General features: G+C 70.5%; 22 protein-coding genes. 5 read left to right on the top strand and 17 right to left on the bottom strand.

What is annotated here, in order from left to right:
• Nucleotide 1: 1 nt before the first annotated feature.
• From Pka01_RS12800 to Pka01_RS12810, 3 genes are all read right to left on the bottom strand, one after another.
• Nucleotides 2-1,087, bottom strand: coding sequence for an acetamidase/formamidase family protein (locus Pka01_RS12800; protein WP_203882924.1), 1,086 nt, complete (start codon nucleotides 1,085-1,087; stop codon nucleotides 2-4).
• Nucleotides 1,088-1,344: 257 nt separating this feature from the next.
• On the bottom strand, nucleotides 1,345-3,531 hold the full coding sequence (locus Pka01_RS12805) for a phosphocholine-specific phospholipase C (protein ID WP_203882925.1): 2,187 nt from the start codon (nucleotides 3,529-3,531) through the stop codon (nucleotides 1,345-1,347).
• Between the two features lie 186 nt (nucleotides 3,532-3,717).
• A complete protein-coding gene (locus Pka01_RS12810) occupies nucleotides 3,718-4,020 on the bottom strand; it encodes a hypothetical protein (protein ID WP_203882926.1) in 303 nt (100 codons plus the stop codon).
• 125 nt (nucleotides 4,021-4,145) lie between these two features.
• Here Pka01_RS12810 and Pka01_RS12815 point away from each other — a divergent pair, with 125 nt between their 5' ends.
• Genes Pka01_RS12815 through Pka01_RS12825 form a run of 3 tightly spaced genes read left to right on the top strand, consistent with a single transcriptional unit; the run spans nucleotide 4,146 to nucleotide 6,944 of the window.
• Nucleotides 4,146-5,570: a DHA2 family efflux MFS transporter permease subunit gene (locus Pka01_RS12815; RefSeq protein WP_203882927.1), complete on the top strand. Its 1,425-nt coding sequence runs from the start codon at nucleotides 4,146-4,148 to the stop codon at nucleotides 5,568-5,570.
• Nucleotides 5,567-6,553, top strand: a complete 987-nt coding sequence (locus Pka01_RS12820) for a sigma-70 family RNA polymerase sigma factor (RefSeq protein ID WP_203882928.1) — start codon at nucleotides 5,567-5,569, stop codon at nucleotides 6,551-6,553. Before Pka01_RS12815 ends, Pka01_RS12820 begins: the two co-directional genes overlap by 4 nt.
• Nucleotides 6,554-6,581: 28 nt before the next feature.
• A complete protein-coding gene (locus tag Pka01_RS12825) occupies nucleotides 6,582-6,944 on the top strand; it encodes a nuclear transport factor 2 family protein (RefSeq protein WP_203882929.1) in 363 nt (120 codons plus the stop codon).
• On the opposite strand, the gene Pka01_RS12830 is transcribed toward Pka01_RS12825, so the two are convergent.
• The 10 genes from Pka01_RS12830 to Pka01_RS12875 all read right to left on the bottom strand — a co-directional run bounded on the left by Pka01_RS12830 (nucleotide 6,945) and on the right by Pka01_RS12875 (nucleotide 16,289).
• Nucleotides 6,945-8,804 (bottom strand): ABC transporter permease, encoded by a 1,860-nt coding sequence (locus Pka01_RS12830; protein ID WP_203882930.1) that lies wholly within the window; start codon nucleotides 8,802-8,804, stop codon nucleotides 6,945-6,947.
• Between the two features lie 5 nt (nucleotides 8,805-8,809).
• Entirely contained in the window at nucleotides 8,810-9,556 is a 747-nt protein-coding gene (locus Pka01_RS12835; protein WP_203882931.1) for an ABC transporter ATP-binding protein, read from the bottom strand.
• Nucleotides 9,553-10,080 (bottom strand): PadR family transcriptional regulator, encoded by a 528-nt coding sequence (locus tag Pka01_RS12840; protein ID WP_203882932.1) that lies wholly within the window; start codon nucleotides 10,078-10,080, stop codon nucleotides 9,553-9,555. Before Pka01_RS12840 ends, Pka01_RS12835 begins: the two co-directional genes overlap by 4 nt.
• A gap of 117 nt (nucleotides 10,081-10,197) precedes the next feature.
• Nucleotides 10,198-10,890 (bottom strand): 3-oxoacid CoA-transferase subunit B, encoded by a 693-nt coding sequence (locus Pka01_RS12845; protein WP_203882933.1) that lies wholly within the window; start codon nucleotides 10,888-10,890, stop codon nucleotides 10,198-10,200.
• Nucleotides 10,887-11,564 carry a 3-oxoacid CoA-transferase subunit A gene (locus Pka01_RS12850; protein ID WP_203882934.1) on the bottom strand — a complete coding sequence of 226 codons (678 nt, stop codon included), beginning with the start codon at nucleotides 11,562-11,564 and terminating at the stop codon, nucleotides 10,887-10,889. Before Pka01_RS12850 ends, Pka01_RS12845 begins: the two co-directional genes overlap by 4 nt.
• Nucleotides 11,561-12,748, bottom strand: coding sequence for a thiolase family protein (locus Pka01_RS12855; RefSeq protein WP_203882935.1), 1,188 nt, complete (start codon nucleotides 12,746-12,748; stop codon nucleotides 11,561-11,563). The genes Pka01_RS12850 and Pka01_RS12855 overlap by 4 nt, the downstream gene beginning before the upstream one ends.
• A 120-nt stretch (nucleotides 12,749-12,868) precedes the next feature.
• Nucleotides 12,869-13,672 carry an ABC transporter ATP-binding protein gene (locus Pka01_RS12860; protein ID WP_203882936.1) on the bottom strand — a complete coding sequence of 268 codons (804 nt, stop codon included), beginning with the start codon at nucleotides 13,670-13,672 and terminating at the stop codon, nucleotides 12,869-12,871.
• 36 nt (nucleotides 13,673-13,708) lie between these two features.
• Nucleotides 13,709-14,482: an ABC transporter permease gene (locus tag Pka01_RS12865; protein WP_203882937.1), complete on the bottom strand. Its 774-nt coding sequence runs from the start codon at nucleotides 14,480-14,482 to the stop codon at nucleotides 13,709-13,711.
• Nucleotides 14,479-15,327: an ABC transporter permease gene (locus Pka01_RS12870; protein ID WP_203882938.1), complete on the bottom strand. Its 849-nt coding sequence runs from the start codon at nucleotides 15,325-15,327 to the stop codon at nucleotides 14,479-14,481. Before Pka01_RS12870 ends, Pka01_RS12865 begins: the two co-directional genes overlap by 4 nt.
• Nucleotides 15,324-16,289 carry an ABC transporter substrate-binding protein gene (locus Pka01_RS12875; protein ID WP_203882939.1) on the bottom strand — a complete coding sequence of 322 codons (966 nt, stop codon included), beginning with the start codon at nucleotides 16,287-16,289 and terminating at the stop codon, nucleotides 15,324-15,326. The genes Pka01_RS12870 and Pka01_RS12875 overlap by 4 nt, the downstream gene beginning before the upstream one ends.
• Nucleotides 16,290-16,629: 340 nt before the next feature.
• Here Pka01_RS12875 and Pka01_RS12880 point away from each other — a divergent pair, with 340 nt between their 5' ends.
• Nucleotides 16,630-17,415, top strand: a complete 786-nt coding sequence (locus Pka01_RS12880; RefSeq protein ID WP_203882940.1) for an IclR family transcriptional regulator domain-containing protein — start codon at nucleotides 16,630-16,632, stop codon at nucleotides 17,413-17,415.
• Nucleotides 17,416-17,460: 45 nt separating this feature from the next.
• Here the strand turns inward: Pka01_RS12880 and Pka01_RS12885 are convergent, their stop codons facing one another.
• The gene (locus Pka01_RS12885) at nucleotides 17,461-18,216 is read right to left on the bottom strand and encodes an IclR family transcriptional regulator (RefSeq protein ID WP_203882941.1); all 756 of its coding nucleotides are present in this window, start codon (nucleotides 18,214-18,216) and stop codon (nucleotides 17,461-17,463) included.
• Between the two features lie 197 nt (nucleotides 18,217-18,413).
• Here Pka01_RS12885 and Pka01_RS12890 point away from each other — a divergent pair, with 197 nt between their 5' ends.
• A complete protein-coding gene (locus Pka01_RS12890) occupies nucleotides 18,414-19,958 on the top strand; it encodes a tannase/feruloyl esterase family alpha/beta hydrolase (RefSeq protein ID WP_203882942.1) in 1,545 nt (514 codons plus the stop codon).
• A gap of 45 nt (nucleotides 19,959-20,003) precedes the next feature.
• Here Pka01_RS12890 and Pka01_RS12895 read toward each other — a convergent pair whose 3' ends face one another.
• The 3 genes from Pka01_RS12895 to Pka01_RS12905 all read right to left on the bottom strand — a co-directional run bounded on the left by Pka01_RS12895 (nucleotide 20,004) and on the right by Pka01_RS12905 (nucleotide 26,767).
• Entirely contained in the window at nucleotides 20,004-23,144 is a 3,141-nt protein-coding gene (locus Pka01_RS12895; RefSeq protein WP_203882943.1) for a glycosyl hydrolase 2 galactose-binding domain-containing protein, read from the bottom strand.
• A 40-nt stretch (nucleotides 23,145-23,184) separates the two neighbouring features.
• Nucleotides 23,185-24,951, bottom strand: a complete 1,767-nt coding sequence (locus Pka01_RS12900) for a right-handed parallel beta-helix repeat-containing protein (protein WP_203882944.1) — start codon at nucleotides 24,949-24,951, stop codon at nucleotides 23,185-23,187.
• 151 nt (nucleotides 24,952-25,102) lie between these two features.
• Nucleotides 25,103-26,767, bottom strand: coding sequence for a type 2 periplasmic-binding domain-containing protein (locus Pka01_RS12905; protein WP_203882945.1), 1,665 nt, complete (start codon nucleotides 26,765-26,767; stop codon nucleotides 25,103-25,105).
• Between the last annotated feature and the right edge of the window lie 9 nt (nucleotides 26,768-26,776).

Raw genomic sequence — 26,776 nt, forward strand, 5'->3', positions numbered from 1 at the left:
GTCAGGGAACGAGGGACTTGGCGATGTAGGCGACGACGACCTTGTTGCCGTCGACAGCTTCTGCGACGACGAAGTCCACGGCGATGCTGCACAGCGCGTAGGCGTCGGCGATCGTCAGCGCGCCCTCCGTGGCCTCGACGAGATGGGCGACGGCCTCCTCGACGGCGATCCGCAGCGCGACGTCGAGGTCGGCGTCGATCCCCATGCACCAGAAGTACTCGTCGCTCTCCGCGCGCGGCCACTCCAGGCCCCCGCCCTTGCGGACGACGAACTGCACGGTGACCGCCATCGAGTGCTCGACCGCGGTCTGGTCGACCTCACCGTGGCCCTGCGCGCCGTGCGTGTCGCCGGTGTAGAACATGCCGCCCGGCTGGAAGACCGGCAGGTACAGGGTCGTACCGGCGACGAGGTCGCGGAAGTCCAGGTTGCCGCCCCACCGGTCCGGCGGGTTGGCGGAGACGAAGCCTGCCGACGTGGGCGGTGCGACTCCCATGATCCCGGCGAACGGCTTGAACGGGACCTTGATTCCGTGGCCGAACGTGTAGTGGCGGCCCGACTCGTCCAGCCGGAGCAGGCGGGTCGACGCCGTGTCCAGCAGATCGCCGCAGACTCCCGCGCCCGGGCCGGTGCTGTTCACGCCGTACGGGACGCGCGGGGAGACATCCAGGATGCGGATCTCCAGGGTGTCTCCCGGTTCGGCGCCCCTCACGTGGATCGGCCCGGTGAGAATGTGGCCGCTGGAGCCGGCCGGGCGGGGGTTGGCCGCGACCTCCGCCAGTTCGGGCAGCACCTGGTCGGCGGGCACGCCCAGCCTTTCGAAGTAGGCGACCGGCCCCTCGGCGGCGGACACTCCGGCCTGGTTCACCGCGTCGATCCTGACGACCGTGCCGGAGTCCACTGTCAGCACCGGCATCCGGTCGGTGGGAAAGTGACCCCAGATCGCGGTCTCTGGGGTGGTCCTGAGCACGACAGGCTCCACCCGGCCGGGCGACGGCCACGGTGTGACCGCCTCCACGGCGCCGAGGGATTCCAGCGCGGGAGGCCGATCAGGCTCTGCGGGGGTCGCGGACGGCTTGGGCGGTCTCACGTGAGTCGGCCTCCGGAGGAGAGGAAAGGCGTCATGAGTTTCATCAGGGCGCGTTTCGTCATGATGTCGCCCCTTTGATACCGCATGACGAACGCGCCCCCGCGACTCACCCGGCCCGCCGCGCGTGCGGACCACGAACGCGCCCCCGCGACTCCCCCGGCAAAGTGACCTATTCGGTGGCCCGGCCCCTCCCCGCTGGCCCGGTCGCGGTGCGTCCGAACGCGCTGGGAGGGGCCGGCCGACGATGCGGCGGTGAATCAGCCGGTGATGCTGGGCTCACCGGTCTCGAGGTGGCCGACGAACCGCTGCGACCAGGACGGGTCGGAGCTGACCGTGACGGTCACGTCGTACCAGCCGTCGCTGTCCTTCAGCGGGTTCAGCGACCACTCGTGGCTGTCGTGCCCGCCGACCTTCACGGTGTGCGGCCTGCCCGACATGTAGTTGTTGTACGTGATCGTGAACGTCACGGACGTCTTGCCGTGGTTGTGCAGCTCCAGCGTCAGCTTCGGCTTCTTGTCCGACCTGCCGTCGTAGTAGGACGCCTCCACCTCGAGGTCCTTGCCCGCGGCCGCGACGTCACCGGTGAACCGGCGCAGGAAGCGGTTCGGCCCGGTGACGGTGAGGTCGTACTTCGTGTCACCGGCGGAGGCGCCCACGGCGCCGGTGCCCGACGCCGTCGCGTGGGCCCCGACGGTGTACTGGCCGGGGAACGCGGCCGGGTACTGCGCGAGCGTCGGGACTCCGGCCCGGTTGTTGTACACGGCGAAGTGGCTCGCCTTGGCCGCGAACGGGGCCACGTTGCTGAACTTCAGGTTCGCCACGACGCCGGACGGCCCGCTGGTGAACCCGGCCAGGTTGGCGTTCGGCTGGTACGGCAGCGGGCGGGCCGGCTTGGTCCCCTTCTCCTGAGTCGGCATCGTGTTGTCGCCCGGCAGCGGGGTGTACCGGGTCTCCGGGACGAGCGCCCCGGTCTGCGGGAGAAGCGGCATGCCGTAGACCGGCTTGTCGAAGTCGAAGGCGCCCGTCAGGTCGCCGCAGACCTTGCGCCGCCAGTCGCTGATGTTGGGCGAGATGGCGGGCTTGCCGAGCGCGGTGGTCCACTTCTCCATGAACTGGATGACCGAGGTGTGGTCGGAGACCTCCGAGGTCACCCAGCCGCCGCGGGTCCAGGGCGAGATGAGGATGAGCGGCACGCGGAACCCGAGCCCGACCGGGAGCGGAGCGGTGACGCCGTAGGCGCCCATGGTGCCGGAGACGAACTCGTCCGCCTCGCCCGGCGCCGGCATGGGCGGCGGGACGTGGTCGAACTGGCCGTCGTTCTCGTCGTAGTTGATGATCACCAGGGTCGAGTTGAACACGTCCGGGTCGGCGTTCAGGGCCTCCATGACGCCGCGCAGGAAGTACGCGCCGTTGCTCGGCGCCGTGACCGGGTGCTCGGAGAAGAACTGGTTGTTCACGACCCAGTTCACCTGCGGCAGCGTGCCGTTGACGACGTCGGCGCGGATCGCGGCGATGAGGTTGTCGGCGTTGCCCGACAGGCCGGTGATCGGCTCGGGGACGTTCTTCACGCCGTTGTCGTAGTAGACATTGCCCGGAGCGGCGGTCCCGCCCTGGGTGGGGTCGAGCTTGGCGAAGGTGTCGAAGTACTCCAGGCCGTTGTCGCCGTAGTCGTCGGCGCACTGGTAGACCCGCCAGCTGACGCCCGCCCCCTGGAGCGTCTCCGCGTAGGACTTCCACGGCAGGAACTTGCCGCGCTCGTCGCCGCCGTCGTAGGCGGTGAAGGCGCCGTGCTTGTGGTCGGCGTTGATCGTGCCGCTCCACAGGTAGGTGCGGTTGGGCCCGGTCGCGCTGAGCACGGAGCAGTGGTAGGCGTCGCCGACCGTGTAGGCGTCCGCGAGGGCGTAGTGGAACGGCAGGTCGTGGCGGTCCATGTAGCCCAGCGTGGTCGGGCCGCCCTTGGCGTAGTACCAGCCGTTCATCAGCCCGCCGTACCAGGCGCCGTGCTGGTCGGTCCAGCCGTGGCTGGTGCCGCCGTAGTTGGCCGCGCCGAGCTCGGCGCTCGGCGGCGTCGCCCCGCTCCAGGTCTTCGCCCCGCTCAGCCGCCACGGGTACTGCGTGTCAGCCCCGACCGTGATCGTTTTCGGCTGTTCCCACACGGTCTTGCCACCGGGGAGCATGATGGTCGAGCGGTCACCGAAACCGCGCACTCCCTTCATGGCGCCGAAGTAGTGGTCGAAGCTGCGGTTCTCCTGCATGATCACAACGACATGCTTGATGTCACGGATGTCGCCGTACGGCTTGTGATGGTGGCCAGGCTTGTGTTGGTCGGGCTCGTGCTGCGTGGAGGCTTCGGCGGCGCCCGCGGGCAACGCGGCGCCGACGGCGGCGGCTCCGGTCACGGCGGCGGCGGTGCCGAGGAAGTTTCTCCGGGACAAGTTGGACATTGACTCAAGACCTCCGGATACGAAAGACGTGCCCGAAGATCGTGGACCCCCGACCTTGCCCGGGAGCGACGGCAAACCGAAGCCCGAATTGCCGCTTGCGCAAGACCAGGGGTGACGCGAGCGCCGGATGGGGCTCGGCGAGCCGGGCGACGCCACGTGGGGACGGCCGGCTCGCGGGCCCTTCACCTAGCCGTTCAGGGGCACCACCCCGGCGGAGTACGAGCCGACCAGGGTGGCGTCGTCGCGGTGGGGTCCGGCGGCCAGCCGGTCGCCGAGGCCGCGCTGGAACTCCTGGAAGGCGGCCAGGCCGGGCAGTCCCTCACCATCGACCACGTGGACGAAGGTGACGCCGTCGGCCAGCCGGAACGAGCTGTAGTGCAGGCCGGGCGGCGCCGTGCTCGCCAGCTCAGCGAAGACGGCCTCGATCAGGCGCTGGTTCTCGTCGGCGGCCTCCGGCCTGGTCTGGTAGCGGATCACTGCTGTGGTCATCACGTTCTCCTCGGTCGTCGGTCGTCACTTCTTCTGACCACGGCGCCACCGCGATCTCATCGCCGCGATGAGTTCGCTCCCCCGCCGCTGTCAGTACCGGTGAGAGCGAACTTCTGGAGGACTTTGTGAGCGGCAGGGAACGGACGACCATGGAGCAACGCCGGGTGCTTGCCCTGGCCTCGGCCGGCTCGGTGATGGTGGCGCTCGACGCCTTGGTGGTCGCGGCGTCGCTGACCACCATCAGGCAGGATCTCGGCGCCTCGATCGAACAACTGGAATGGACGGTGAACGCCTACAGCCTCAGCCTCGCGACGCTGCTGGTGACCGCCGCCGCGGTCGGCGACAGGTGGGGCCGGCGCCGGACGTTCGCGGCCGGACTCGCCCTCTTCTCCGTCGCGTCGGGCGTCTGTGCGCTGGCGACCTCGGTGCCGATGCTGATAGCCGCACGGACCGTCCAGGGAGTCGGCGCGGCGATCGTGATGCCGATGGCGATGAGCCTGCTCGGCGCCGCCTTCCCGCCCGAACGCCGCGGGCAGGCGATCGGCGTCTTCAGCGGACTCACCGGTCTGGCGGTGCTCGGCGGTCCGGTGATCGGCGGCGCCGTGACCGAAGGGCTCGCCTGGCAATGGATCTTCTGGATCAACGTGCCGGTGGGTTGCCTGGCGATCGCCCTCGTGTTCCGGTGGATCCCCGAGAGCACGGGAGCGGCTCGCCGGCTCGATCCGGGCGGAGCGGCCCTGATCACTCTCGCCGTTCTCGGCGTCGTCTGGGGCGTCGTACGCGGGGCCGTGGCGGGCTGGAACAGCCCGGAGGTGATCGGCTCGTTCGTGCTCGGATGTCTCCTGCTGCTGGGGTTCCTGGCCTGGGAGAGCCGCGCGCCCCAGCCGATGGTGCCGCTCGCGTTCTTCCGGTCGAGGGCGTTCTCCGCCGGCAACGCGGCCGGCTTCCTCCTGACCGCGGCGCTTTTCGGCGCCGTGTTCTTCCTCGCCCAGTTCATGCAGGCCGCCTTCGGCTCCGGTCCGTCGCAGGCCGGGCTGCGGCTCCTGCCATGGACGGCCACGCTGTTCCTGGTGGCGCCCGTCGCCGGCCGTCTGGTGGATCGGATCGGTGAACGTCCGCTGGTGGTGACCGGGCTGGCCCTGCAGGCGGCAGGCATGTTCTGGATCAGCCGGATCAGCGGCGGCACCGTCCGGTACGCCGAACTGGTGCCGCCGCTCATCGTGGCGGGTTGCGGCGTATCGATGGCGATGCCCGCGACGCAGAGCGCCACCATCGGAGCGCTGCCCCGCGAGGCCGTCGGCATCGCCTCCGGCGTCTACAGCATGATGCGGCAGCTCGGCGGCGTCGTCGGAGTCGCCGTTCTGGCAGCGGTGTTCGCCGCCGCCGGAGGTTACGCGTCCTTCACCGCCGGATTCAGCCGAGCCTTGGCCGTCTGCGGCGTACTGTCGTCGCTCGGGGCACTCGCCGGACTCGGGATCGCCGTGCGGCGTACCACGACACGTCCGGGCGCACTGGTCGCCCGGCAGGAGCCGGTCGAGGAGTTGCGGTGAACCTCGAGGACGAGTTCGCACAGTACCGGGGCGAGCTGCTCGCCCACTGCTACCGGATGTCCGGGTCCCTGCACGACGCGGAGGACGCGGTGCAGGAGACGTACCTGCGGGCGTGGCGGGCCTTCGCGGAGTTCGAGCACCGCTCGTCGGTCCGGACCTGGCTCTACCGGATCGCGACCCGGGTCTGCCTGAACGCCCTGCAGCACAGCAGCCGCCGGATGGTGCCGTCGGCGTTGGGAGCCCCCGGCACCGACCCGGACGACCTGGAGACGCAGGCCCTGGAGACCGGCTGGCTGGAGCCGTTCCCCGACCTGCTGCTGAGCGCCGACCCGGCTCTGGTCGTGGGGACTCGGCAGAGCCTCAGACTGGCGATGGTCGCCGCGCTGCAGCACCTGCCGCCTCGGCAGCGCGCGGTCCTGATCTTGCGTGACGTGCTCGCCTGGCAGGCCTCCGAGGTCGCCGGTCTGCTCGACACGACCACCGCGGCGGTCAACAGCGCGCTCCAGAGGGCCCGTGCCGAGCTCGCCAGGCTCGCACCCGCCGAGGACCAGTTCAGCGAACCGGGCGAGCCCGCACGCCGCGCCCTGCTCGACCAGTACGCCAAGGCCTTCGAGACGGCGGACCTGGCCGCCCTGGAAGGTCTGCTGACTGAGGACACCAGGTGGGAGATGCCGCCGATCCCGACCTGGTTCCGCGGCCGCGCCGACGTGCTGCGCCTGCTCAGGGCGAAGTTGACGCCGGGAGAGGGTCTGCGCGTCATGGTGGAGACGACCGCGAACGGGCAGCCGGCGTTCGCTAAGTACACCCGCGGCCGCGACGGCGTCTTCCATGCGCACTCGATCCAGGTGCTGACCTTGACCGGAGCAGGCGTGTCCTCGGTGCTCGCCTTCCACCGGGCGGACCTGTTCAGCTCCTTCGGCCTCCCGATCGACCGTCCTCCGGAGAGCGCGGCCCCCCTTGAACACGTCCAGGCGGGGTTGTAAGACGGGTCGTGAGCGGAAGGAGCCCGGCATGGATCACACGGAGGCACGGCGGTTCGCCGAGGAGTGGGCGGCGGCCTGGAACTCCCACGATCTCGACCGGATCATGACGCACTACGCCGATGACGTGGTCTTCCGGTCGCCGCTGGCCGCACGGATCATCGAGGGGTCCGACGGCGTCGTCCGCGGCGCCGAGGCCCTGCGCGCGTACTGGGCCGAGGGACTGCGCCGCAATCCCGGCCTGCGGTTCGAGGTCGTCGCGGTGTACACCGGCCTGGACACCATCGTGATCGCCTTCCGGCATCAGACCGGACGACCGGCCGCCGAGGTTCTCACCTTCCGCGACGGCCTGATCGTCTCGGGCATGGGCGCCCTCGGCCCGGACGGTCCCTGATCACGCGAGCTCGGCCCGGAGAGTCTCGGTGACGGGACGGCGGCCGCCGAGGCGGGCGGGAACAGCGGTGAGCGCCGCCACCACGAGCACGGTCGCCGACACCACGGCGAGCAGTTGCCAGAGCGGCGGAAGCGTGACCCTGTCCCCGTCTCCGCCGGTGATCGCGTTGATGGCGTGGAACAGCGCGAAGCCTCCCGGGAAGACGCCCAGGACGGCTCCGGCGAGCGCGGGGAGCAGCTGCGCGACGGCCAGCGCCACACTCACTTGACCAGGGGTCGCGCCGAGGGCTCGCGCCAGGGCGGAGGACCGCCGGTTGTCGAGCGCCGTCGCCCACGTGATGAACACGACGTTGACCGCCGCCAGGGCGAACAGTGTGACCATCACGACAAGGAGCACCTGGCGCAGCCACCCGGCCTGGGCCTCGTCCACTCCCGCGGCGAGCGGGTCGGCGGCGAGGAAGGCGTCGAGTATCAGTGCGACGTAGATCCCGCTGACCGTGACCGCGACGCCGACCACATTCAGCAGGACCCGCCGCGGCCGGCGGGCGGCGACCCGCAGGCCGAGAAGCAGCGGGACGGGCAGCCGCGCCGAGATCGCGATCAGCCGACCGCTGCGGCGGGGCGGGCGTGCCGAGCCGGCCAGCGCGCCGACGGTGCTGGAGCGGGCGGCGCGCACGGCGGGCACAAAGGTCGCGACCACCGCGACCCCGAGTGCCACGGCGGTCACGGAAACGACCGTGGACATGGTCATCGGTGGTGTACCCGCCCTGCCGATGAGGCCGGCGCCTGCCTCGGCGAGCAAGGGAGCGGTGAGCGAGCCGGCGGCCAACCCGGCCGCGGCCGCGACGACGGCCACGAGGACGTACTCCGCGAGCAGCGCGGCCGCGACCAGGCTCGGTGTGCCGCCGACCGCCTTGAGGAGTCCGACGCGTCTGGTCTGATCGGCCATCCGGCCGCCGACCAGCACCGAGACACTGGCCACGGCGAGCAGACCGAGGAGCCAGGCTCCGAACAGCAGAAGGATCTGGGCGTCCGCGGCCGATTCTGTGGCCTCTTCGCGAATGTCCACCCAGGACTCCAGGCGTGGAGCGCCCCGGCTCTCCCGAGTGTTCGCTTCGGCGAACGCCTGGGCCTCAGCCGGGTCGGCAAGCTTCAGGTTCATCACGTACGACAGGGAACCCGGATCCGGGGAGAGGCTCCGCGCATCCGCCTGGGTGACCCAGACCAGACCTGGATTCTTCAACACGCCCGCAGGCAGCCCGGACAGCTCCTCGGGAGTCGCGCCGCTCGCGCAACCTGCGGCGACGAGGCAGGACGTCTCCGGATAGGGGGTGACGGCGGCGGTTACCGCCACGCCGATGACCTCGAACGACCGGCCGCCGAGAGTGACCGGATCGCCCACGCGCACATCGAGCGCGTTGGCGAAGGCGGACTCGACCACCACACCGCCGTCACTGACCCAGCCACCCTGGGTCACCTCGGGCTGGTCGACCGGCGCGGGCGCGGAGTCGCGCCCCATGACCTGCACATCCGACGTCCGGCCGGATGCCTGGAGTTCGGCCGGGGTGACGGGGTACGGCCCGCTGTGGTCGACGACGCCGGGAGCGCCGGCCAGTTCCGCCAGACCGGAAAGCTCGGTGGGCCGGCCGCCGGGGTTCACAGCGCTGCCGGCGACCACGTCGGGCCCGTTGGTCGCCCCCCTGGTGCTCTGGTACGGATCGTTGGCCGCCTCACGCATGACGAGCCCGAGCGTCAACGTCGTGGTGGCCGCCATGATGGCGAGCAGCAGCAGTACGGTCTCGACGCGGCGCCGCCGGAGGTCGCGCACGGCGAGGCGGCCTACGAGCAGGATGCGGCCCATCGCCCTCAGTCCTCCAGTCCGACGAGGGCGCCGAGCCGCCCGGTGGTGCCACCGGACAACCTGGTCTCGTCCACCAACGCGCCGTCGCGCATCGAGAGCATCCGGTCCGCGGTGGCCGCGATCCGCGCGTCGTGGGTGACGACGACCAGCGTCTGCCCGGACGCGTGGAGGCTCTCGAAGAGGTTGAGGACGTCCAGGGTGGCAGCGCTGTCCAGATTCCCGGTCGGCTCGTCGGCGAGGACGACCGACGGTTCGTTGCTCAACGCCCGGGCGACCGCGACCCGCTGCCGCTGGCCGCCGGACAGCGCGGAGGGCAGGAAACGCGCCCGGTCGGCGAGCCCGACCCGCTCGAGGAGTTCCTCCGCACGCCGCCGCGCGGCCCTCGGCGAGCGTCCGGCCAGCAGGGCCGGCAGTTCGACGTTCTCCACGGCTGTGAGCTCCTCCATCAGGTGGAAAGCCTGGAAGACGAAGCTGACGCCGGTCCGCCTCATCCGGGCCAGGGCCCTTTCGCCGATGTCGTCGATGCGACGGCCGTTCAGCGACACCTCCCCGCCCGTAGGCCGGTCCAGCCCTCCGAGCAGTTGCAGCAGCGTGGACTTCCCGCAGCCGCTGGGTCCCATCACCGCCACCGTCTCTCCCGCGCGGATGTCGAGATCGACCCCGTCGACGGCGCGCACCGCTCCCTCCCCCTTGCCGTAGTCCTTTCGCAACCCGCGGGCGCGAAGCACGGGCGTGTCGGCGGCGTCGCTCACGATCCACTCCTTCGGGGGGTCCAGTTCTTCTCACACGCCTCGAGCCAGCGCAGGTCCGCCTGCAGCCGGAGCACGATGCCCTCCAGCAACAGCGCCGCGTCCGAACGCCCCGGTTCGGCCATGGCGGCGCGCTGGGCGTCACGCAGCCGGCGCAGCAGCTCCCGACGCTGGGTGTCGACGATGGTGATCGGGTCGGCTAGCCCGGACATCGCGGCCGCGATCAGCTTGAGATGGAACTCCGCGAGGTCCGGCCTCGGCCAGCCCACCTCGGCGATCCACTCCGCGACGCGCCGCTGGCCCTCGGGGGTGAGCGCGTACACCTTGCGATCCGACCGGTCGGCGTGATCGGCGGACATGTCGACCGCCAGCAGGCCGGCCTTCTCCAGCCGGGTCAGCGTGACGTAGATCTGCCCGGCGTTCATCGCGTCACCGAGGGGTCCGAGCGCGTCGCGCAGCCGCGCGCGTAGCTGGTAGCCGTGCGAGGGCTCCTTGGCGAGCATCGCCAGCACGACTTCCTGCCGCATCGGGACCCCTCTAACCGTTAGCCGTTATATCTAACGGTTATCCGCTGATGCGCCACCGCTGTCAAGCCTGCGCCATCAGGCCGCCGCGCGGCCGGCGGAGGCGGAGGTGCCGTCGCGCTACCAGCCGCCGAGGGTGCGCAGGGCGACGTCCAGCCGGGAGGCCAGCTCCTTCACGGTCGTGCCGTACGTCTCGAGCACCGTGACGCCTTCCGGCCCGATCCGGAAGACCGCCAGATCGGTGTAGAGGCGGCTCACGCAGGCCGGTCCGGTGAGCGGATAGGTGCATTCGGGGACGAGCTTGGGCGTCCCGTCCCTGCTGAACAGCGTCATCATGACGAACACGTTCTTGGCGCCGATGGCCAGGTCCATCGCGCCGCCGACGGCGGGAATGGCGCCGGGGGCGCCGGTGTGCCAGTTGGCCAGGTCGCCGCGTTCGGATACCTGGAAGGCGCCGAGGACGCACACGTCGAGGTGGCCGCCGCGCATCATCGCGAAGGAGTCGGCGTGGTGAAAGTACGACGCGCCCGGCAGCTCGGTCACCGGGATCTTGCCGGCGTTGACGAGGTCGTGGTCGATCTCGTCGCCCTCGGCGGCCGGTCCCATGCCGAGCATGCCGTTCTCGGTGTGCAGAACGATCCCCGCGTCCGCCGGGAGGTGGTCGGCGACCATCGTCGGCTGGCCGATGCCGAGGTTGACGAATGAGCCGCGCGGGATGTCCCGCGCGACGACGGCCGCGAGCTCGTCCCTGCTGAGCGGGCCGCGGTCGAGGTGCTCCGCCGTACGGCCTGCGGGCTCCGGGGCGACGGTCATCGGGCGGCCTCCGCTTCGCTCAGGTCCAGGATCCTGTCGACGTAGATGCAGGGGGTGACCACCGTCTCGGGGTCCAGCTCGCCGGTCTCGACGACGCGGCCCACCTGCGCGATCGTCAGCGTCGCCGCGGTCGCCATGACGGGCCCGAAGTTGCGGGCGGTCTTGCGGTAGACGAGATTGCCCATCCGGTCGCCGATGTGTGCGCCGACGAGGGCGACGTCTCCCTTGATCGGGTACTCCAGCACGTAGTCGCGGCCGTCGATCGTGCGCGTCTCCTTGTTCTCCGCGAGCGGCGTGCCGACCCCGGTCGGGCAGTAGAAGGCGCCGATGCCGGCGCCGGCCGCGCGCATGCGCTCGGCGAGGGTGCCCTGCGGCACGACCTCCAGCTCGATCTTCCCGGCGAGGTAGAGGCCGTCGAACACCCACGAGTCGCTCTGGCGCGGAAACGAGCAGATCACCTTGCGCACCCGCCCGGCGGCGAGGAGCGCGGCCAGGCCGGTGTCGCCGTTCCCGGCGTTGTTGCTGACCACGGTCAGGTCGGTGGCACCCTGGCGGATCAGCGCGTCGATGAGCTGGACCGGCATGCCGGCCATCCCGAAGCCGCCGATCAGGACGGTGGAGCCGTCCGCGATCCCGGCGACGGCCTCGTCGGCGTCGCCGAAGACGGCGGTCATCGCGCGCTCACGTTTTCGAGGACCACGGCGAGGCCCTGGCCGACGCCGATGCAGATGGCGGCCACGCCCCATCGTTCGCGCCGCTCGCGCAGCACGTGGGCGAGCGTGCCGAGGACGCGCCCGCCGGAGGCGCCCAGCGGGTGACCGATCGCGATGGCGCCGCCCCTGGTGTTGACGATGTCCGGGTCGACCTGCCACGCGTCCAGGCACACCAGCGACTGGACGGCGAACGCCTCGTTGAGCTCCACGGCGCCGACATCGCGCCAGCCGACGCCGGCCCGGCGCAACGCCTGCTCGGCGGCTTCGACGGGCGCGTACCCGAACATCTGGGGCTCGAGCGCGGACGCGCCCCTGCCGGCGATGCGCGCGACGGGATCCACGCCGAGGCGGCCCGCGGCGGCCTCGGACCCGAGCACGACCGCGGAGGCGCCGTCGTTCAGCGGCGAGGCGTTGCCGGCCGTGATGGTGCCGTCAGGGCGGAAGGCCGGCTTCAGCCCAGCGAGCACCTCCGGCGTCGTGCCGGGCCGGATCCCCTCGTCACGTGCGAGGCCGGCGCCGTCGACCGGCACGACCAGGTCGTCGTAGAACCCGGCGTTCCATGCCGCGTCGGCCTGCACGTGCGACCGCACGGCGAAGGCGTCCTGCCGTTCTCGCGAGATGGAGAACCGTTCCGCCAGCTGCTCGTTGGCCTCGCCGAGAGAGACCGTCCACTCCTTGGGCATCCGCGGATTGACCAGCCGCCAGCCGAGCGTGGTCGAGACGGCGGTCGCGTCGCCCGCGGGGAAGGCGCGCGAGGGCTTGGGCAACACCCACGGGGCCCGCGTCATCGACTCCACTCCGCCGGCCACGACGATGTCGGCGTCGCCGCTCTCGATGGTCCGGGAGCCGATCATGGCCGCGTCCAGGCTCGACCCGCACAGCCGGTTCACCGTGGTGGCCGGCACGGTCACCGGCAGCCCCGCCAGCAGCACGGCCATGCGGCCGACGTTGCGGTTGTCCTCGCCCGCGCCGTTGGCGTTGCCCCACACCACGTCGCCGATCTCGGCCGGATCCAGCTGCGGGACCTTGGCCAGGACGCCGCGCAGCGCGGTGTCCGCCAGGTCGTCCGGTCGGATGCCGGCGAGCGCCCCGTTGAACCTCCCGAACGGTGTGCGCGCCGCGGCGTAGACGTAGGCCGACCCCATGCCTCCCCTTCCTCATCTGTTTGGCATGCGAACAATGGTTCTCTCAGTGAACGAACCCAGGGTATTCGAGCCCCTTCACGGTCGATTCCGACCAGAGCGCGAAGCGACGGCCGCCGCCGGTCACTCCTCTCCGTCACCCGCAGCCGAGGGCGAAGGCAGCCCCCGCTTGGCGGCCTGGATCTGCTCCTGGACGTGGGTGCGGAGCGCGGTGAACCGCGGATGGCCGCGCGTGTGCAGCTGGTCGCGGGTGTCCGGCAGGTCGACGGTGAGCTCCTCCCGCACGACTGTAGGCGAGGAGGACAGGATCAGGACACGCTGCCCCAGGTAGACGGCCTCGTCGATGTCATGGGTGACGAAGAGGATGGTCACCCCGAGCTTGTGCCACAGCGCGCGGACCAGGTCCTCCAGATCGGCCCGGGTCTGCGCGTCGACGGCCGCGAAGGGCTCGTCCATCAGCAGCACCTCGGGTTCGAAGGCGACGGCCCGGGCGATCGCCACGCGCTGCTGCATCCCCCCGGACAACTGCCAGGGGTAGGCGGACTCGGCGTCGGCCAGCCCCACCGCGGCGAGGGCCTCGGTGACGAGCTCCCGCCGGCGGGCCTTCGGCAGCCCCTTCTGGCGGAGCGGCAGATCGACGTTCTCACCGACACGCAGCCAGGGGAACAGGCTCCTGCCGTACTCCTGGAAGACCACCGCCATGCCGGGCGGCGGTCCGGTGACCGGCCTGCCCTGCAGCAGCACCTCGCCGGAGGTCGGCGTGAGCAGGCCGGCGACGCACTTGAGCAGGGTGGTCTTGCCGCATCCCGACGGTCCCACCAGGCAGACGAGCTCTCCGGCGGACAGCGTGAACGTGAGGTCGCGAATGGCCTCGACCTGGCGTGCGCCTCCGTTGTAGACCTTCTTCAGGCCGCGCACATCCAGCATGGGCGTTTTCCTTTCCGGGGAACTGGGAGGGCGTGGTCACGACCGCTGCGAGCGGCGCAGACCGTGGTACCAGCTGAGTGCGCGGCTCTCGACGAGGCGGAACACCAGGGACAGCAGGAAGCCGAGAATTCCCAGCAGCAGGATGCCGCTCCACATGCTCGGGATGGCGAAGCTGCGCTGGAACTGCACGATGGCGAAGCCCAGCCCGTTGCTGGCGGCGAACATCTCGCTGATGACCATCAGGATGATGCCGAGGGACAGGGCCTGCCGCATGCCGGCGAAGATCTGCGGGCTCGCCGAACGCAGCACCAGGTGCCGGAGCCGGGCCACGCCGCCGATGCCGTAGGAGCGGGCGGTGTCGAGCAGGACGCCGTCGACGGCGCGCACACCTTCCACCGTGTTCAGCAGGATCGGCCAGACACAGCCGAAGACGATGACCACGATCTTCATCACGTCGCCGATGCCGGCGAACAGCATGATGATCGGCACGAGGACGGGCGGCGGGATCGCCCGCAGGAACTCGAGCGCGGGCTCGGCGAACGCGCGGATCCGGGGAGAGGACCCGATGACGACGCCCGCTGTCACGGCGATGACCACGGCGGCCAGGTAGCCGCACAACAGGCGGAGCACGCTGGGCAGGACGTCGGTGACCAGCCGGTCGCCGGTCCACACCTCACCGAACGAGCTCAGAATCACCCGCAGCGAAGGGAAGTAGAAGTTCTCGCTGCTCCCGGTGGCCAGCCACCAGACGGCGAACAGGACCACAGGCAGTGCGAGGGCGGCGGCCACCTTGCGCGCGATCGCGGTCATGCCGCCACCTCTCCACGTACCGACTGGTGCCAGGCGAGCGTCCGGCGCTCCACCGCGCGAGCGCCGAGGTTGACCAGCACGCCGAGCAGCCCGGTGACGGTCACCAGCGCGTACATGTCGGGGACGGCGTTGGAGGTCTGCGCCACCGCGATGCGGGCGCCCAGCCCTGGTGCGCCGATGACGAGTTCCGCGGTGATGGCCAGGACCAACGCGACGGCGGCGGCCAGCCGGACACCCGTCATCACATAGGGCAGCGCGGTCGGCCACAGGACGTACCTGACCCTGGCGATTGTGGACAGCCCGTAACTGCGCGCCGTCTCGTCGGCGACCGGGTCCACGTCCTGCACGCCGTACAGGACCTGGACGAGCACCTGCCAGAACGACGCGTACACGACGAGCAGCAGGGTGGAGCGGATGTCCGTGCCGAACAGCAGTACCGCGAGGGGGATCAGGGCGACCGAGGGGATCGGCCGGAGGAACTCGATCGTGGAGGCGGTGTACTCGCGCAGCAGCGGGACCGCGCCGATCAGCACGCCGAGCGCCGCCCCGGCGACGGTGGCGATCAGCAACCCCAGGGCCCAGCCTTTGAGCGTGTCCCCCAGCGCGACCCAGAACGCCTGGTCGGTCACCTCGGCGGCCAGGGCCTCGGCGATGCGGCTGGTCGGCGGGAAGTACTTCGACGAGACCAGGCCGACCCGGGGAACGATCTCCATCACCGCGAGAAGCGTGCCCAGACCGGCCAGGCCCAGCCAAGCGGCGGAGCCTCGGCGCCGGCCGCGACGTGCGTCCCCCGAGGCGGGGGCGGCCGTCTGACCGCCCCCGCTCGTTCGCTCGATCAATGTCATGGAAGAAGCTTGTCCAGATCGGGGGCCTTCGTGAAGAGCCCGTCCTGCTGGCCGAGCTTGGCGAGCTCCTCCAGCGAGGCCCGGTTGGGCTGGGCCGGCCACTTGGGGAGGACCAACGTGGACAGGGTCGCGGCGTCGATCTTCGTGTACGTGGACAGGACCTTGCGCACCTCGTCGGGGTGGGCGTCGGCGTAGGTCAGCGACTCCTGCATGGCCTCCTGGAACCGCTTGACCAGGTCCGGGTTGTCCGCGAGCAGCTTCTCGGAGGTGAAGTAGAGCGCGACGGTCAGGTCCGGTGCGACGTCGACGAAGTTGGACGCGATGATCCTGCCGCCGGCCGCCTTCACCGCGGCCAGTGACGGCTCGACCACCCACGCCGCGTCGACCTGCCCGGCGTCCAGCGCCGCCGGCATCTGCGCGAACGCGATCTCGACGAACTCCACCGTGCTCGGGTCGCCGCCGGCCTTGCGCACCGACGCGCGCACCGAGGTGTCGCCGATGTTCTTCAGGGTGTTCACCGCGACCTTCTTGCCGGCCAGGTCCTTGGCGGACTGGATCGGGCTGTCGCCCTTCACCACGACGGCGCCGAAGTCCTCGCCGTCCTTGCCGGTCGAGTTGTTCCCGTTGGCGACACCCTTCAGAGGCACGCCCTGGGTCTGGGCGATCATCAGCGAGGTCACGTTGCTGAAGCCGAACTGGAACTGCCCGCTGACCACGCCCGGCACGATCGCCGCGCCGCCCTGGCCGCTCTCCAGCGTGAGGTTGATCTTCCTGTTGCTGAAGAAGCCCTTTTCCTTCCCCAGATAAATGGGCGCCACGTCGACGATCGGGATGACCCCGACCTTGACGTTGTCGACCTGGTTGCTTCCTCCTGTGCCGGTCGAAGGGCTGGAGGACCCGCATGCCGCCGATGCGGCGATGAGTGCCGCGGCGACAGCGAGTCGGGTGATCAGACGACGCATAGACCCTCCCTGGGCGATTCCCCCGCTGTCATGATTGTGTGCGTATGCCGCACGTAAGTTCTCAAACGGAACCTATGGTGCACCCTTTCCGGGGTCAATGCTCATGTCGAAGTTGTTACAGACGTGGATAATCGCCCATCTGAGGGAGGAGATTGAGGGTTTGACGCTCCGCCTGCACGGACCTTAGGCTCGCGACGAGATCGCACGAACGTGCGCGTGGCGAACTCATCTGGTGATCGGTCCCCCGACACGGGTCTCGCCGCCCGCGGCCGCGTGCGAAATCCGGTACGCGACCGCGCTCCAGTAGGCTGACAGCGCACTGGGGACAAATGGAGGCCCGATGACCGACCGGGAACGTGGCGCCCACTTCGTCCAGTCCCTGGAGCGCGGGCTCGCCGTGATCCGTGTCTTCGACGCGGAGAATCCGGCCCTCACACTCAGCGAGGTCGCCGCCAGGTCGGATCTCACCCGGGCCGCCGCCCGACGGTTTCTGCTCACCATGGTCGATCTGGGCTACATGCATTCGGACGGCCGGCTGTTCAGGCTCAGCCCGCGGGTGCTCGAGCTGGGGTATTCGTACCTGTCCAGCCTGTCGTTCCCGGAGATCGCCGAACCGCAGCTGGAGCGGCTGGTCGCCGAGGTGAAGGAGTCGGCGTCGATGTCGGTGCTCGACGGAGACGACATCGTCTACGTGACCCGGGTTCCGACCAGCCGCATCATGAGCGTGTCCATCATGGTGGGGACGCGTTTTCCCGCCTACGTCACGTCGATGGGCCGTGTACTCCTCGCCAATCTCCCCGAAGAGGAGGTGGACCGGCGGCTCAAGCAAGCCCGGCTGGAGTCGCGCACGTCCCGCACCATCACCTCCGAGCAGGCTCTGCGTACGGAGTTGCAGCGCGTCCGGACGCAGGGGTACGCGATCGTCGACCAGGAACTCGAGGAGGGGCTGCGCTCTGTCGCGGCGCCCATCCGCTCCCGCACCGGCGCCGTCATCGCGGCCGTCAACATCCCCGTGCACGCGGCCCGTTACACCGTCGATTCGATGCGGCGGGACCTGGTGCCGCCGCTGCTGGCCACGGCGGCGCGGATCGAGGCCGACCTGCGAGTGATAACCCCGCACCGCTGAGCACCGGCGGCTCGTGCCTGATCACCCTCGAGAGATGGCGGACGGTCACGCCGCCCCCGCGGACCTCCGTGAGCGAAGATGCGCGCTGATCGCGGACGCCGCCGCCCGGAGCGCAGGCAGCCCGGAACCGACGTTCGTCCGATGACTGGGGATGACGAGACCCACGGCGGCGACGACCGAGCCGGCGGCCCCCGTGACGCCCACGGCCACCGAGGCGGCGCCGAGCGTCATCTCCTCCCGCGTCCAGGCGACCTCGGTGCGCCGGATCTCCGCGAGCTGGGCCGCCAGGCGGGTGGGATCCACGACGGTGTAGGGGGTGAGGCGCTCCAGCCTGCTCAGCGCCGCGCGCTGCTCGTCGGCGGGCGCCCAGGCCAGCAGCGCCTTGCCCACCGCGGTGGCGTGGAGCGGCAGCGTCCCGCCGGGCCGGGACACGACTCGGACCGATCGGACCCCGCCCAGGCGCTCGACGTAGAGCGCCTTGAAACCGTCGCGGACCGCGAGGTGGACGGTGTCGCCGGTGACGGCGCAGAGATCCTGGAGGTACGGCAGAGCCGCCTCCCGCAACTCCACGTGCATGGCGGACAGCAGCCCGAGATGCCAGAGCCGGGTGCCGATCTGGTACGTGCCGTCCGCCCTCCGTTCCAGGGCGTGCCAGTCCACGAGTTCCTGGACATGCCGGTGGGCGGTGGCCAGTGGCAGGTTCGATCGCCGGGCGATCTCGGTCAGGTTCAGTCGCCGATGACGCACGTCGAACGCGTCGAGTATCGAGAGAGCACGAAGCGTCACGGACCTGCCGGCCATGGGCGGCCTCCTCTCCATTCGCGCCCGCATGTGGCGCGCCGTCCGCAACATACCTGAAACACGTCGCATTTGGTACGGCCTACGGACGGCCGTGCGCAAGCCGAACTTTTTGCGCCTTCCATCTTCCGGAAGCCCTTCGTTGCCGCGATGCGCCGGGCGGGTGACGGTGTTCACCACCCCCCACAGGAAGGACGAGGATGAGACGCAGACGCACGCTTCTCGCGGGCTTGGCGGCGCTGCTCGGCGCCGTGCTGGTCGTGACGAGCGGAGCCGGCGCGAGCGCCGCCGGCTCCAGTCGGCCGGCCCGCTCCTGCGCGAGCCTGGCAGCGGTGAGCCTCCCCCACACCGTCATCGTGAGCACGACGTCGGTGGCGGCCACCACGTCCGTGCCGGGGTACTGCGCAATCCAGCTGGTGGTCACCAACCCTCCGGCGAACGACCAGGTCAAGGTCGGCGTGTGGTTGCCCAGCGAGAACTGGAACGGCCGCTTCCAGGCGGCAGGCGGCGGAGGATTCTCCGGCGGCTCGCCCACCGCCGTACCGGCCGCGGCCCTGCGGGACGGCTACGCCGCCGCGGCGACCGACACCGGGCACGCGGGCGCGAGCGGAAGCTTCGCGCTCAACTCGGACGGCACGCTCAACTGGCAGCTCATCGCCGACTTCGGCTACCTGGGCGTCCACGAGATGGCCGTGGCGGCGAAGGAGCTCGTCAAGAGGTTCTACGGCACCGCCTCCTTCTACAGCTACTTCAACGGCTGCTCCACGGGCGGCAGGCAGGGGCTGATGGAGGCGCAGCGTTACCCCACCGACTTCGACGGGATCGCCGCCGGTTCTCCCGCGGTCAACTGGACCAAGGTGCACCCCGCCCAGTTCTGGGGCCAGTTGCAGATGATGCTCGCGGGCAACGCCGTCCCGCAGTGCAAGCTCGCCGCGGCCACCCAGGCGGCGATCACCTCCTGTGACCCCCGCGACGGGGTCACCGACGGGATCATCGGCGACTGGAAGGGCTGCCGGTTCGACGCCCGCACGCTGATCGGCACGGAGACGGCCTGCGGCACCGTCACCGCGTCCGACGCCGACCTGATCAACAAGATGTGGGAGGGCCCGCGCGACGCCGACGGCGAGTTCCTGTGGTACGGCCTCGAGCGCGGCGCCAGCCTGTCCAGCCTGAACAACACCGCGGGCGGCACGGGCGTGCCGTTCGGCATCGGGCTCGACTGGTTCAAGTACTTCCTGACGCAGAACCCGGGCCTCGACTGGCGGACCATCACCTACGACCGGTACCTGCTGCTCTTCCAGCAGTCAGTCCTCCAGTACCAGGCCGTCATCGCGACCGACGACCCCGACCTGTCGGCGTTCCGCGACGCCGGCGGCAAGGTCGCCTTCTGGCACGGCACCGCCGATCCGCTCATCTTCTTCCGCGGCACGGTGGACTACTACCAGCGACTGGAAGAGGCGATGGGCGGAGCCAAGAGCACGGAGAAGTTCGCGCGGTTCTTCGTCGCTCCCGGCGTCGGGCACTGCGGGGGCGGCGACGGCGCCGCTCCGGCCGACCTGATGAACGCGGTCGTCCAGTGGGTCGAGCACGGCAAGGCCCCCAAGCAGCTCACCGGGCAGAAGACCGACTCGTCGGGCAACGTCGTGATGACCCGCCCGATCTGCCAGTACCCGACCGTGGCCAGGTACAAGGGACACGGCGCCACGACGGACGCCAGGAACTTCACCTGCGCCAAGAGTTTCTAGCCCGTCCCGACGTGGCTCCGGCGGTGTGACGCCGGAGCCACGTCCTTACGGCCGGGTCACCGTGCGGGGGACGTTGTAGCCCTCCACCCGCAGGGCGGGCCGGTCGGAAGGCAGCGCCTCAGCCGGCCAGGAGAGGGTGACTGCCCGCGACTCCCCGGGCAGCAGCCACAGGTAGTTGTCTCCGTAGAGGGTCGGCAGCACCCGCCCACCGGTCCGGTCGTCCAGGAGCGACAGCCGGACCATCGCCGCGACCACCGGGCCGTCGTTCGTGACCGTCGCGGTGAGCGAGCGGCGCGTCCCGGTCGTGGCCTCCCGCGCGGCGCGGGCCGACACCTGCGCCTGAGGGACGTCGTTGAGCGCCCTCATGTGGGCGGCCTCCCGGTACCGCCAGTACACGTTCTCCGACAACACGCGGCCCTCGGCGTCCTCCAGGGTGAGCCGGAGGAGATGGAGGTCGGGCATGCCGGGCGCCCACCCCGCAGTGAACGCCCTCTCCGTGGCCGACGGTGGCACGTCGACCCGCGTCCGCCGGGAGGCGCCGAGCGGCCGGCCGGCGAGGTCGAAGGCGGCCGCCGTCACCGTCACGCCGGTGAGCGCCCGAGGGGTGTGGTTCACGGCGACGACCCGCCACTCCTGCGGATCGGCCTGGACGTGGACCGGCTCGCACGCCTTTCTGGCTCCGAAGTAGGCGCCGTTGACGTCGAAGTCGTAGTCGTACGTCTGCCAGACCGTGCTGTGCCAGGCCGGGTGGGACATCCAGAGCATGAGGCCGCTCGCGTCCCGCCACAGGTGGGCGTTCCACGCCTCGAACATGGCGCGGAAGTTCTCGTAGTTCACGAACTGGGCCTTGCGCGTGAAGTCGTCCAGCCCGGAGGCCGCGCCGAGACGGACCTCGATGGCGGCCTGGTAGTCCAGCGTCGCCTGGTTCCCCTTGGCACTCCAGTCGTGGTGGTACCACGGGCCGCCGATCGGCCACTCCGGCCCGCCGCCGACGAGGGAGCGCATGCTCTCCGCCGTCGGCACCACGGGCATGCCGATCTCGGTGTGGAAGCCGAAGACGCCGCCGTACGTGGACGGCGAGTGATAGCGGTCCGGCTCGATCCAGCCGTACGGGCCGCCACCGCTGACGACGCCTCCGGCCGAGTTGCTCTGGTACAGCGCGGCGGGCGCCTCCCCTTCGACGGCCTCGCGCATGCCCTTGTCGACCGGGCCGGGCGGGTCGCCCTCGTTGGCCCCGCACCACACCGCGACGCTCGGGTGGATGCGGTAGCGGCGCACGGTGTCACGCGCCAGATCCAGGAACGCCTGGTGGTCCGGCGGATCCATGGCCCACGCGTTGGGGAAGTCGTTCCACACGAGCAGGCCGTGCTCGTCGCAGGCGGCGTAGAACTCCTCGCGGGTGCTGCTGCCCACCCAGTTGCGGATCATGGTGAAGTTCATGTCGCGGTGCATCCGCACGGCCGCGTCCATCCGCTCGGGCGGCATGCGGCGCAGCAGTTCGTCCCAGCCCCAGTTGCCGCCCCGGCAGAAGACCCGGACGCCGTTGACGCTGATCTTCAACGGGACCGTGCCGCCGCCGGAGGACGGCGGTTCGTATTCGTAGCCGAACTGGCGGATGCCGAACCGGGTGGTGCGCCGGTCGCTCTCCACGCCGTCGACCGCGGCGACCACGGTCAGGTCGTGCAGGACGGGCTCGCCGTATCCGTTGGGCCACCACAGCTCGGGATCGCGCAGGCGCAGCCGCCCGTACGCGGCGGGGGTGAAGGCGACGTCGGCGGTGGCGCCGGCGGGAAGGGCGACGGTCTGGGAGAGCTGGACGTCGCCGAACGCGGCGGACACGGTCATCCGCCTGTCCGAGGTGCCGGCGTTGCGCACCGGTACGACGATCGTGACCTCGGCGGTGCGGGTGTCCGGCAGGTCGGGGAGCGTGGTGTCCACGCGGGGGTCGCCGATGACCGCGTCGCCGGTCGAGCGGAGCCGCACGTGGTTCCAGATGCCCGCGGCGCGGTCGCGTACGGCCGGCATCCAGTCCCAGCCGGAGGAGGCCAGGTAGGTCGGCGAGTTGCGGTTCATCATGTCGGCCCCGGCGTCCACCCATGACCGGCCGGCCGGTCCCTTGTCGGCGGGGCTGCCGGGGAAGGGCATCGGGGTGATCTTCACCGCCAGGACCTGTTCACCGCCGGCGGCCAGCAGCTCCGTGACGTCGTGCGCGGCCCGCGCGAAGGGGTAGGTGAGCGTCCCGGTCCTGCGGCCGTTGAGCCAGATGTCGGCCGTGTGGTTGACGCCGTCGAACTCCAGCCAGATGTGGCGGCCGGGGCCTGCGCGCAGTTCGACGGGCAGGCGGAAGCCGCGCCGGTACCACCACGAGTGCCGCGAGAGCGCCTCGGGGATGTGGAGGTTGCCGAACCCGGCCACCGGGTCGGGCAGGCGGCCCTGGTCCACCAGCGAGGTGAGCACGGTTCCGGGGACGGTGGCAGGCAGCCAGCGGCTGGTGTCCACGCCCGGCCGGGACAGGTCGGCGCCCTGGCCGCCGGCCCGGTCGTCCATGGTCAGCGTCCAGCCCGACTCCAGCGGCACCGTGCCGTCGGCCGCGACCAGCAGTTCGGGCGCCTCGTGGTCACGGGTCCCCCAGTCGGTCCAGCCGGTGGCGGACGGCCGGGGCTCGAGCGGGGTGCCGTACACCTCGAAGCCGTTCAGCCCGAGGGGGTTGGCGGTGGAGAGCCTGCGGACGGTCATCCGCACCCAGCGCGCGACCAGCGGGGCGGCCAGGCCGATCTCCACGACGCCGCCGGTGCCGGAGTCGGTGCTGTGGACGGTGGTCCACGAGCGGCCGTCCCGCGACGTCTCGACCGTGAAGTCCACCGCGCAGCTGGACAGGATCTCCTGGCCGGTCGTGCCGCCGCGCGGGTTGCCGCCGTCGGCGGGGACGAAGACCGGGTCGTCGGCCGTGGCCTCGAAGGTCAGCCGCACGGACTCGACCCGGCAGTCCGCCTGCAGGTCGACGGAGATCCACTGAGGGACGCCGTCGGCGGCCCGCCATCCGCTGCCCCGTACGCCGGTGGAGGTCAGCCCGTCCACCGCGAACTCGGCCTGCGTGGCGGCGTAGTCGGTGGACGACACGGCGACGGGGCGGTAGAGGGCGAGGTCGGCCGACGGGGCCGCACCCGGTTGTGGCTGTTCTGGCATTATCTGACGCATTCGGTTTCAGGTGATCGGAAAACGCTCATCAGGCGTGGGATTCGCCCGCCGGCGATTGCACCGGGGATTCAGGCGGCTGCGCGTCTTCGAGTTCGACGCCCGCCTCGATGTCCGCGTCGGAGCACGAGCGCAGGACCACGTCGGGCGTCGCCGGGCCATGCCTGACGATGCCGTTGCCCCTGAACCGGATGCCGCGGGTGCTCTTGGCATCGAGCGCGGGCACCCCGTCGAGCATGAATCGGTTCTCCGCCACGACCACACCGCTGTGGACCGGCTGCCCGGGATCGCATCGGGTGTTCCTCGGGTCGAGGAAGATCGCCGGACCGCCCGGTTCGATGAACTCGTTGCCGCGTATCGTCAGGTCGCGCACCGGCCCGGACTCCCACCACTCGTCGGCGTCGCAGGAGACGTAGATTCCGGCCATCTCGGTGCGTTCGAAACGGTTCTGCTCGATCAGCACCGCGCGCCGGGTGGTCACGAGCACCCCACGCGTGGGGACGTTGCGGAAGATGTTGCCGACGATCCGCACGGCCGGCGTCAGCGTGATGTTCTCCGCCGCGGCCCGCCCGACGAGTTCGTCCGGGAGTTCCGCGTCGACGGTCACGACGATCCTGCGCAGCGGCCGGTCATGGTCGCGGCCGCTCGGCTGCCGGACGGTCCGGACCGTGGCCGAGGTGATCGCCTGGAGCGTGGTGCGATCCACGAGTTCGATCTCGTCACCGGGCGAGAACTGGGGGAAGCCCGCCGTCTCCGGATGCGGGTACTCCAGTTCGAGGGTGTGGCGATCCGGCCGGCCGGTGACCCGCAGGTAGGTGCCGTGGATGTTGATCGGATCGTCGTGCGGGCCGTCGAAGAGGCAGTCGCGCACGACCGCCTGTCCGGAGCAGCCGGAGAACTGGACGAAGTCGGCGAAGCCGGCACTGTGCCGCCCGCTGTCCGGCGGAGTCTGAAATTCGCACTCTTCGACGGTGACGTCCCGGCTCGTCTGGGCGACCACGCCGAATCCGTGCAGGAAGCAGAACCGCACCCCCGACAGGGTCACATCGGAGCTGTCGAGGACGAGCCCACCGGGGTGGTCGCGGGTCGTCGACCGCATCGAGTAGACGAGTCCCAGGTCGGACGGTTCCTCGGCGTGCTCGTAGTCGATCCGCACGTCCCGCTCCCCCGCCGGCCGGATCGACCGTACGCGCTCGAAGAGGGGGTTGGAGCCGCGCCACGTCCGCCGGCCGGCGGGGTCGTGGATCTGGGTGTACTCGAGCGCGTCACGCCCTGACCAGGCGACCTCGCCGGAGCCGAGCGTCTCCCCATGCCAGCGGATCGAAGCACCTTCGACGGAGAAGAGCGTGGCCGCGGGCACCCGGATGCGCCGGTAGGCCCGTCCCTCCTCGACGCCCGCGTCCACGACGGTCGCGTCGACGACCGTCGGCACCGCGAAGTCGAACTCGAGGCCCTCGACGCGTATCCGGCGCGAGTCGATGACGGCGAACGTCGTCTGCACCCCATGCAGGACCAGCCGGGCCCCCTCCCCCGCGACGACGAGATCGTCCACCGACTCGACCAACAGCGCGATCGTCTTGACCCGGAACGCCGGATCGTCGCCCACCGTGTTGGACACATACAGCTCACGCCGCGCCGCACCCTCCGACCACAGGTGATACTCCCCCGGCGCGAACCGCACCACCACAGGCCCGCCCACGGCGGCGGCGGCCGCCAAAGCCGCCGCCACCGCAGGCCCCGCATCCGACCGGCTCCCGGGAACCGCCCCGAAATCGGTGACGTCGAGCGATGTCGGCATGCGCGTCATGCCTCCGCCGGACGAGGCTGGCGTCCCCGCGACGCCGCGCACCGGTGGGTGCGCCGTGCGGGCGCCGCCGGACGCCGTCGCGCCCAGCCGGCCGTCGTCGGCCGCAGTGGCCCCGGCCCGCTCCGGCCGGCTGGGCGCGGTGTCACTGACCGGCCTTGTACTTGTCGTAGGCCTGCTGGTTGAGCTCCAGATACCGCTTCAGGCCGACGCCGTCGAGCCCCTGGACGAAGGCGTCCCAGTCGCTGTCGAGGTTCTTGGAGCCGGTGATGAAGGCCAGCTGGCCCTGTGCGACGTAGCTCTCGAGGTTGGTCTTCAGCGTCGCCATCTCGCCGCTGACGCTCGGGTCGATCCAGACCGAGACGGTCGGGAAGAACTGCGCCTTGTCCTCGTGGCCCTCATAGAGCTTGGTCGCCTCGAACAACCGACGCTCGTATCCGTCCTCGGCGTAGATGTCCTTCGGCGTCACCTGGGCGTTGCGGTAGTCGAGGGTCAGGTTGTACTGCGCCATCGCGTCCCAGGAGAGGTTCTTGGGGGCCTGGGAGCCCGGCGTGCGCTTGTAGAGCGGCTTGATCGATTCGTCCAGCGCGATGTCGTCGGGTCCCGGCTTGTTCCAGCCCACGCCCTCCGGACCCATCACCGCGGTCTCGGTGCCCTCGGTCGTGAAGATGTAGTCGAGCATCTTGATCGCCGCGACCTGCGCCTCCTTGCTGGCCTTGTTGGTCAGCATGAAGGTGAAGGTGCTGGAGCTCGGGTAGTTCAGGCCGCTGTAGCTCTTACCGGACGGCCCGGTCAGCGGCGGCGCGGCGTCGTACTGCTTGTCGCGGCCGTCCTTGGAGCCCAGCTGCACGAAGATGCCGGGGTGCAGGAGCGGCGCCGAGCCGACCATGACCGCGTCGGGGTTGTTGCCGGTCGCCTGGAGCGCCTCGGCGTTCTGCGTGAACGCCGCCTTGTCGATCAGGCCGTCCTTGACCAGCGAGTTGATGTACTTCAGGCCTTCGCGCCACTCCGGCGTGGTCACCGGGGTGGTGACCTGGTCGCCGTTGAGGGTGAGCAGCCCGACCCCGCCGTTGTTCGCACCTGCGGGCGGATAGGCGAACGCCCCCATCAGATACTCGATGAGGTGGCTGTCCTGCACGTCCGTGGTCATCGGGATCTCGTCGGCCTTGCCGTTGCCGTTCGGGTCCTTGGTCTTGAACGCCTTCAGGACCGTGCGCAGCTCCTCGGTGGTCTTCGGCATCTGCAGGTTGAGCTTCTTCAACCATGCCGTGTTGATCCACAGCTTGTCCGGATAGCTGCAGTGGAAGCAGTCCGACCACTGCGGCAGCGCGTAGATGTGCCCGTCGGGAGCGGTCGACATCTCCTTGAGCGTCTTGTTGGAGTCCAGCGCCTTCTGGATGTTCGGCGCGTTCTCCTTGATCAGCTGCTCCAGCGGGACGGCGACGCCCTGCTTGCCCAGCTTCAGCACCTCGGCCTGGGAGAACCCGTCCACCCAGGGGATCAGCATGAACAGATCCGGGTAGTCGCCGCTGGCGAGCGCGATCTGCCGCTTCTCCTTGGCCGGCCCCGCGTCGAACGTGGTGGTCTGCCAGCGGAACTGGATCTTGAACTTGTCACTCATCAACTTCGTGACCGGGTTGGTGTCCAGGTTCGTGTCCGCGTCGGCGGGCGCGAGCGTGTCGATGATGACCTTGCCGCCCGCACCGAGCTCCGGCTTGCTGGATTCGTCCTCGCCTGAGCTGCACCCCGCGACGACCAGAGTCGCGGCGATCGCCAGAGCGGCGGCTTTCCTGATGGGGGGTATTTTCATGGTTCCTTC

The sequence above is a fragment of the Planotetraspora kaengkrachanensis genome (assembly GCF_016862895.1).
In the GTDB taxonomy this organism is placed as follows: Bacteria; Actinomycetota; Actinomycetes; order Streptosporangiales; family Streptosporangiaceae; genus Planotetraspora; species Planotetraspora kaengkrachanensis.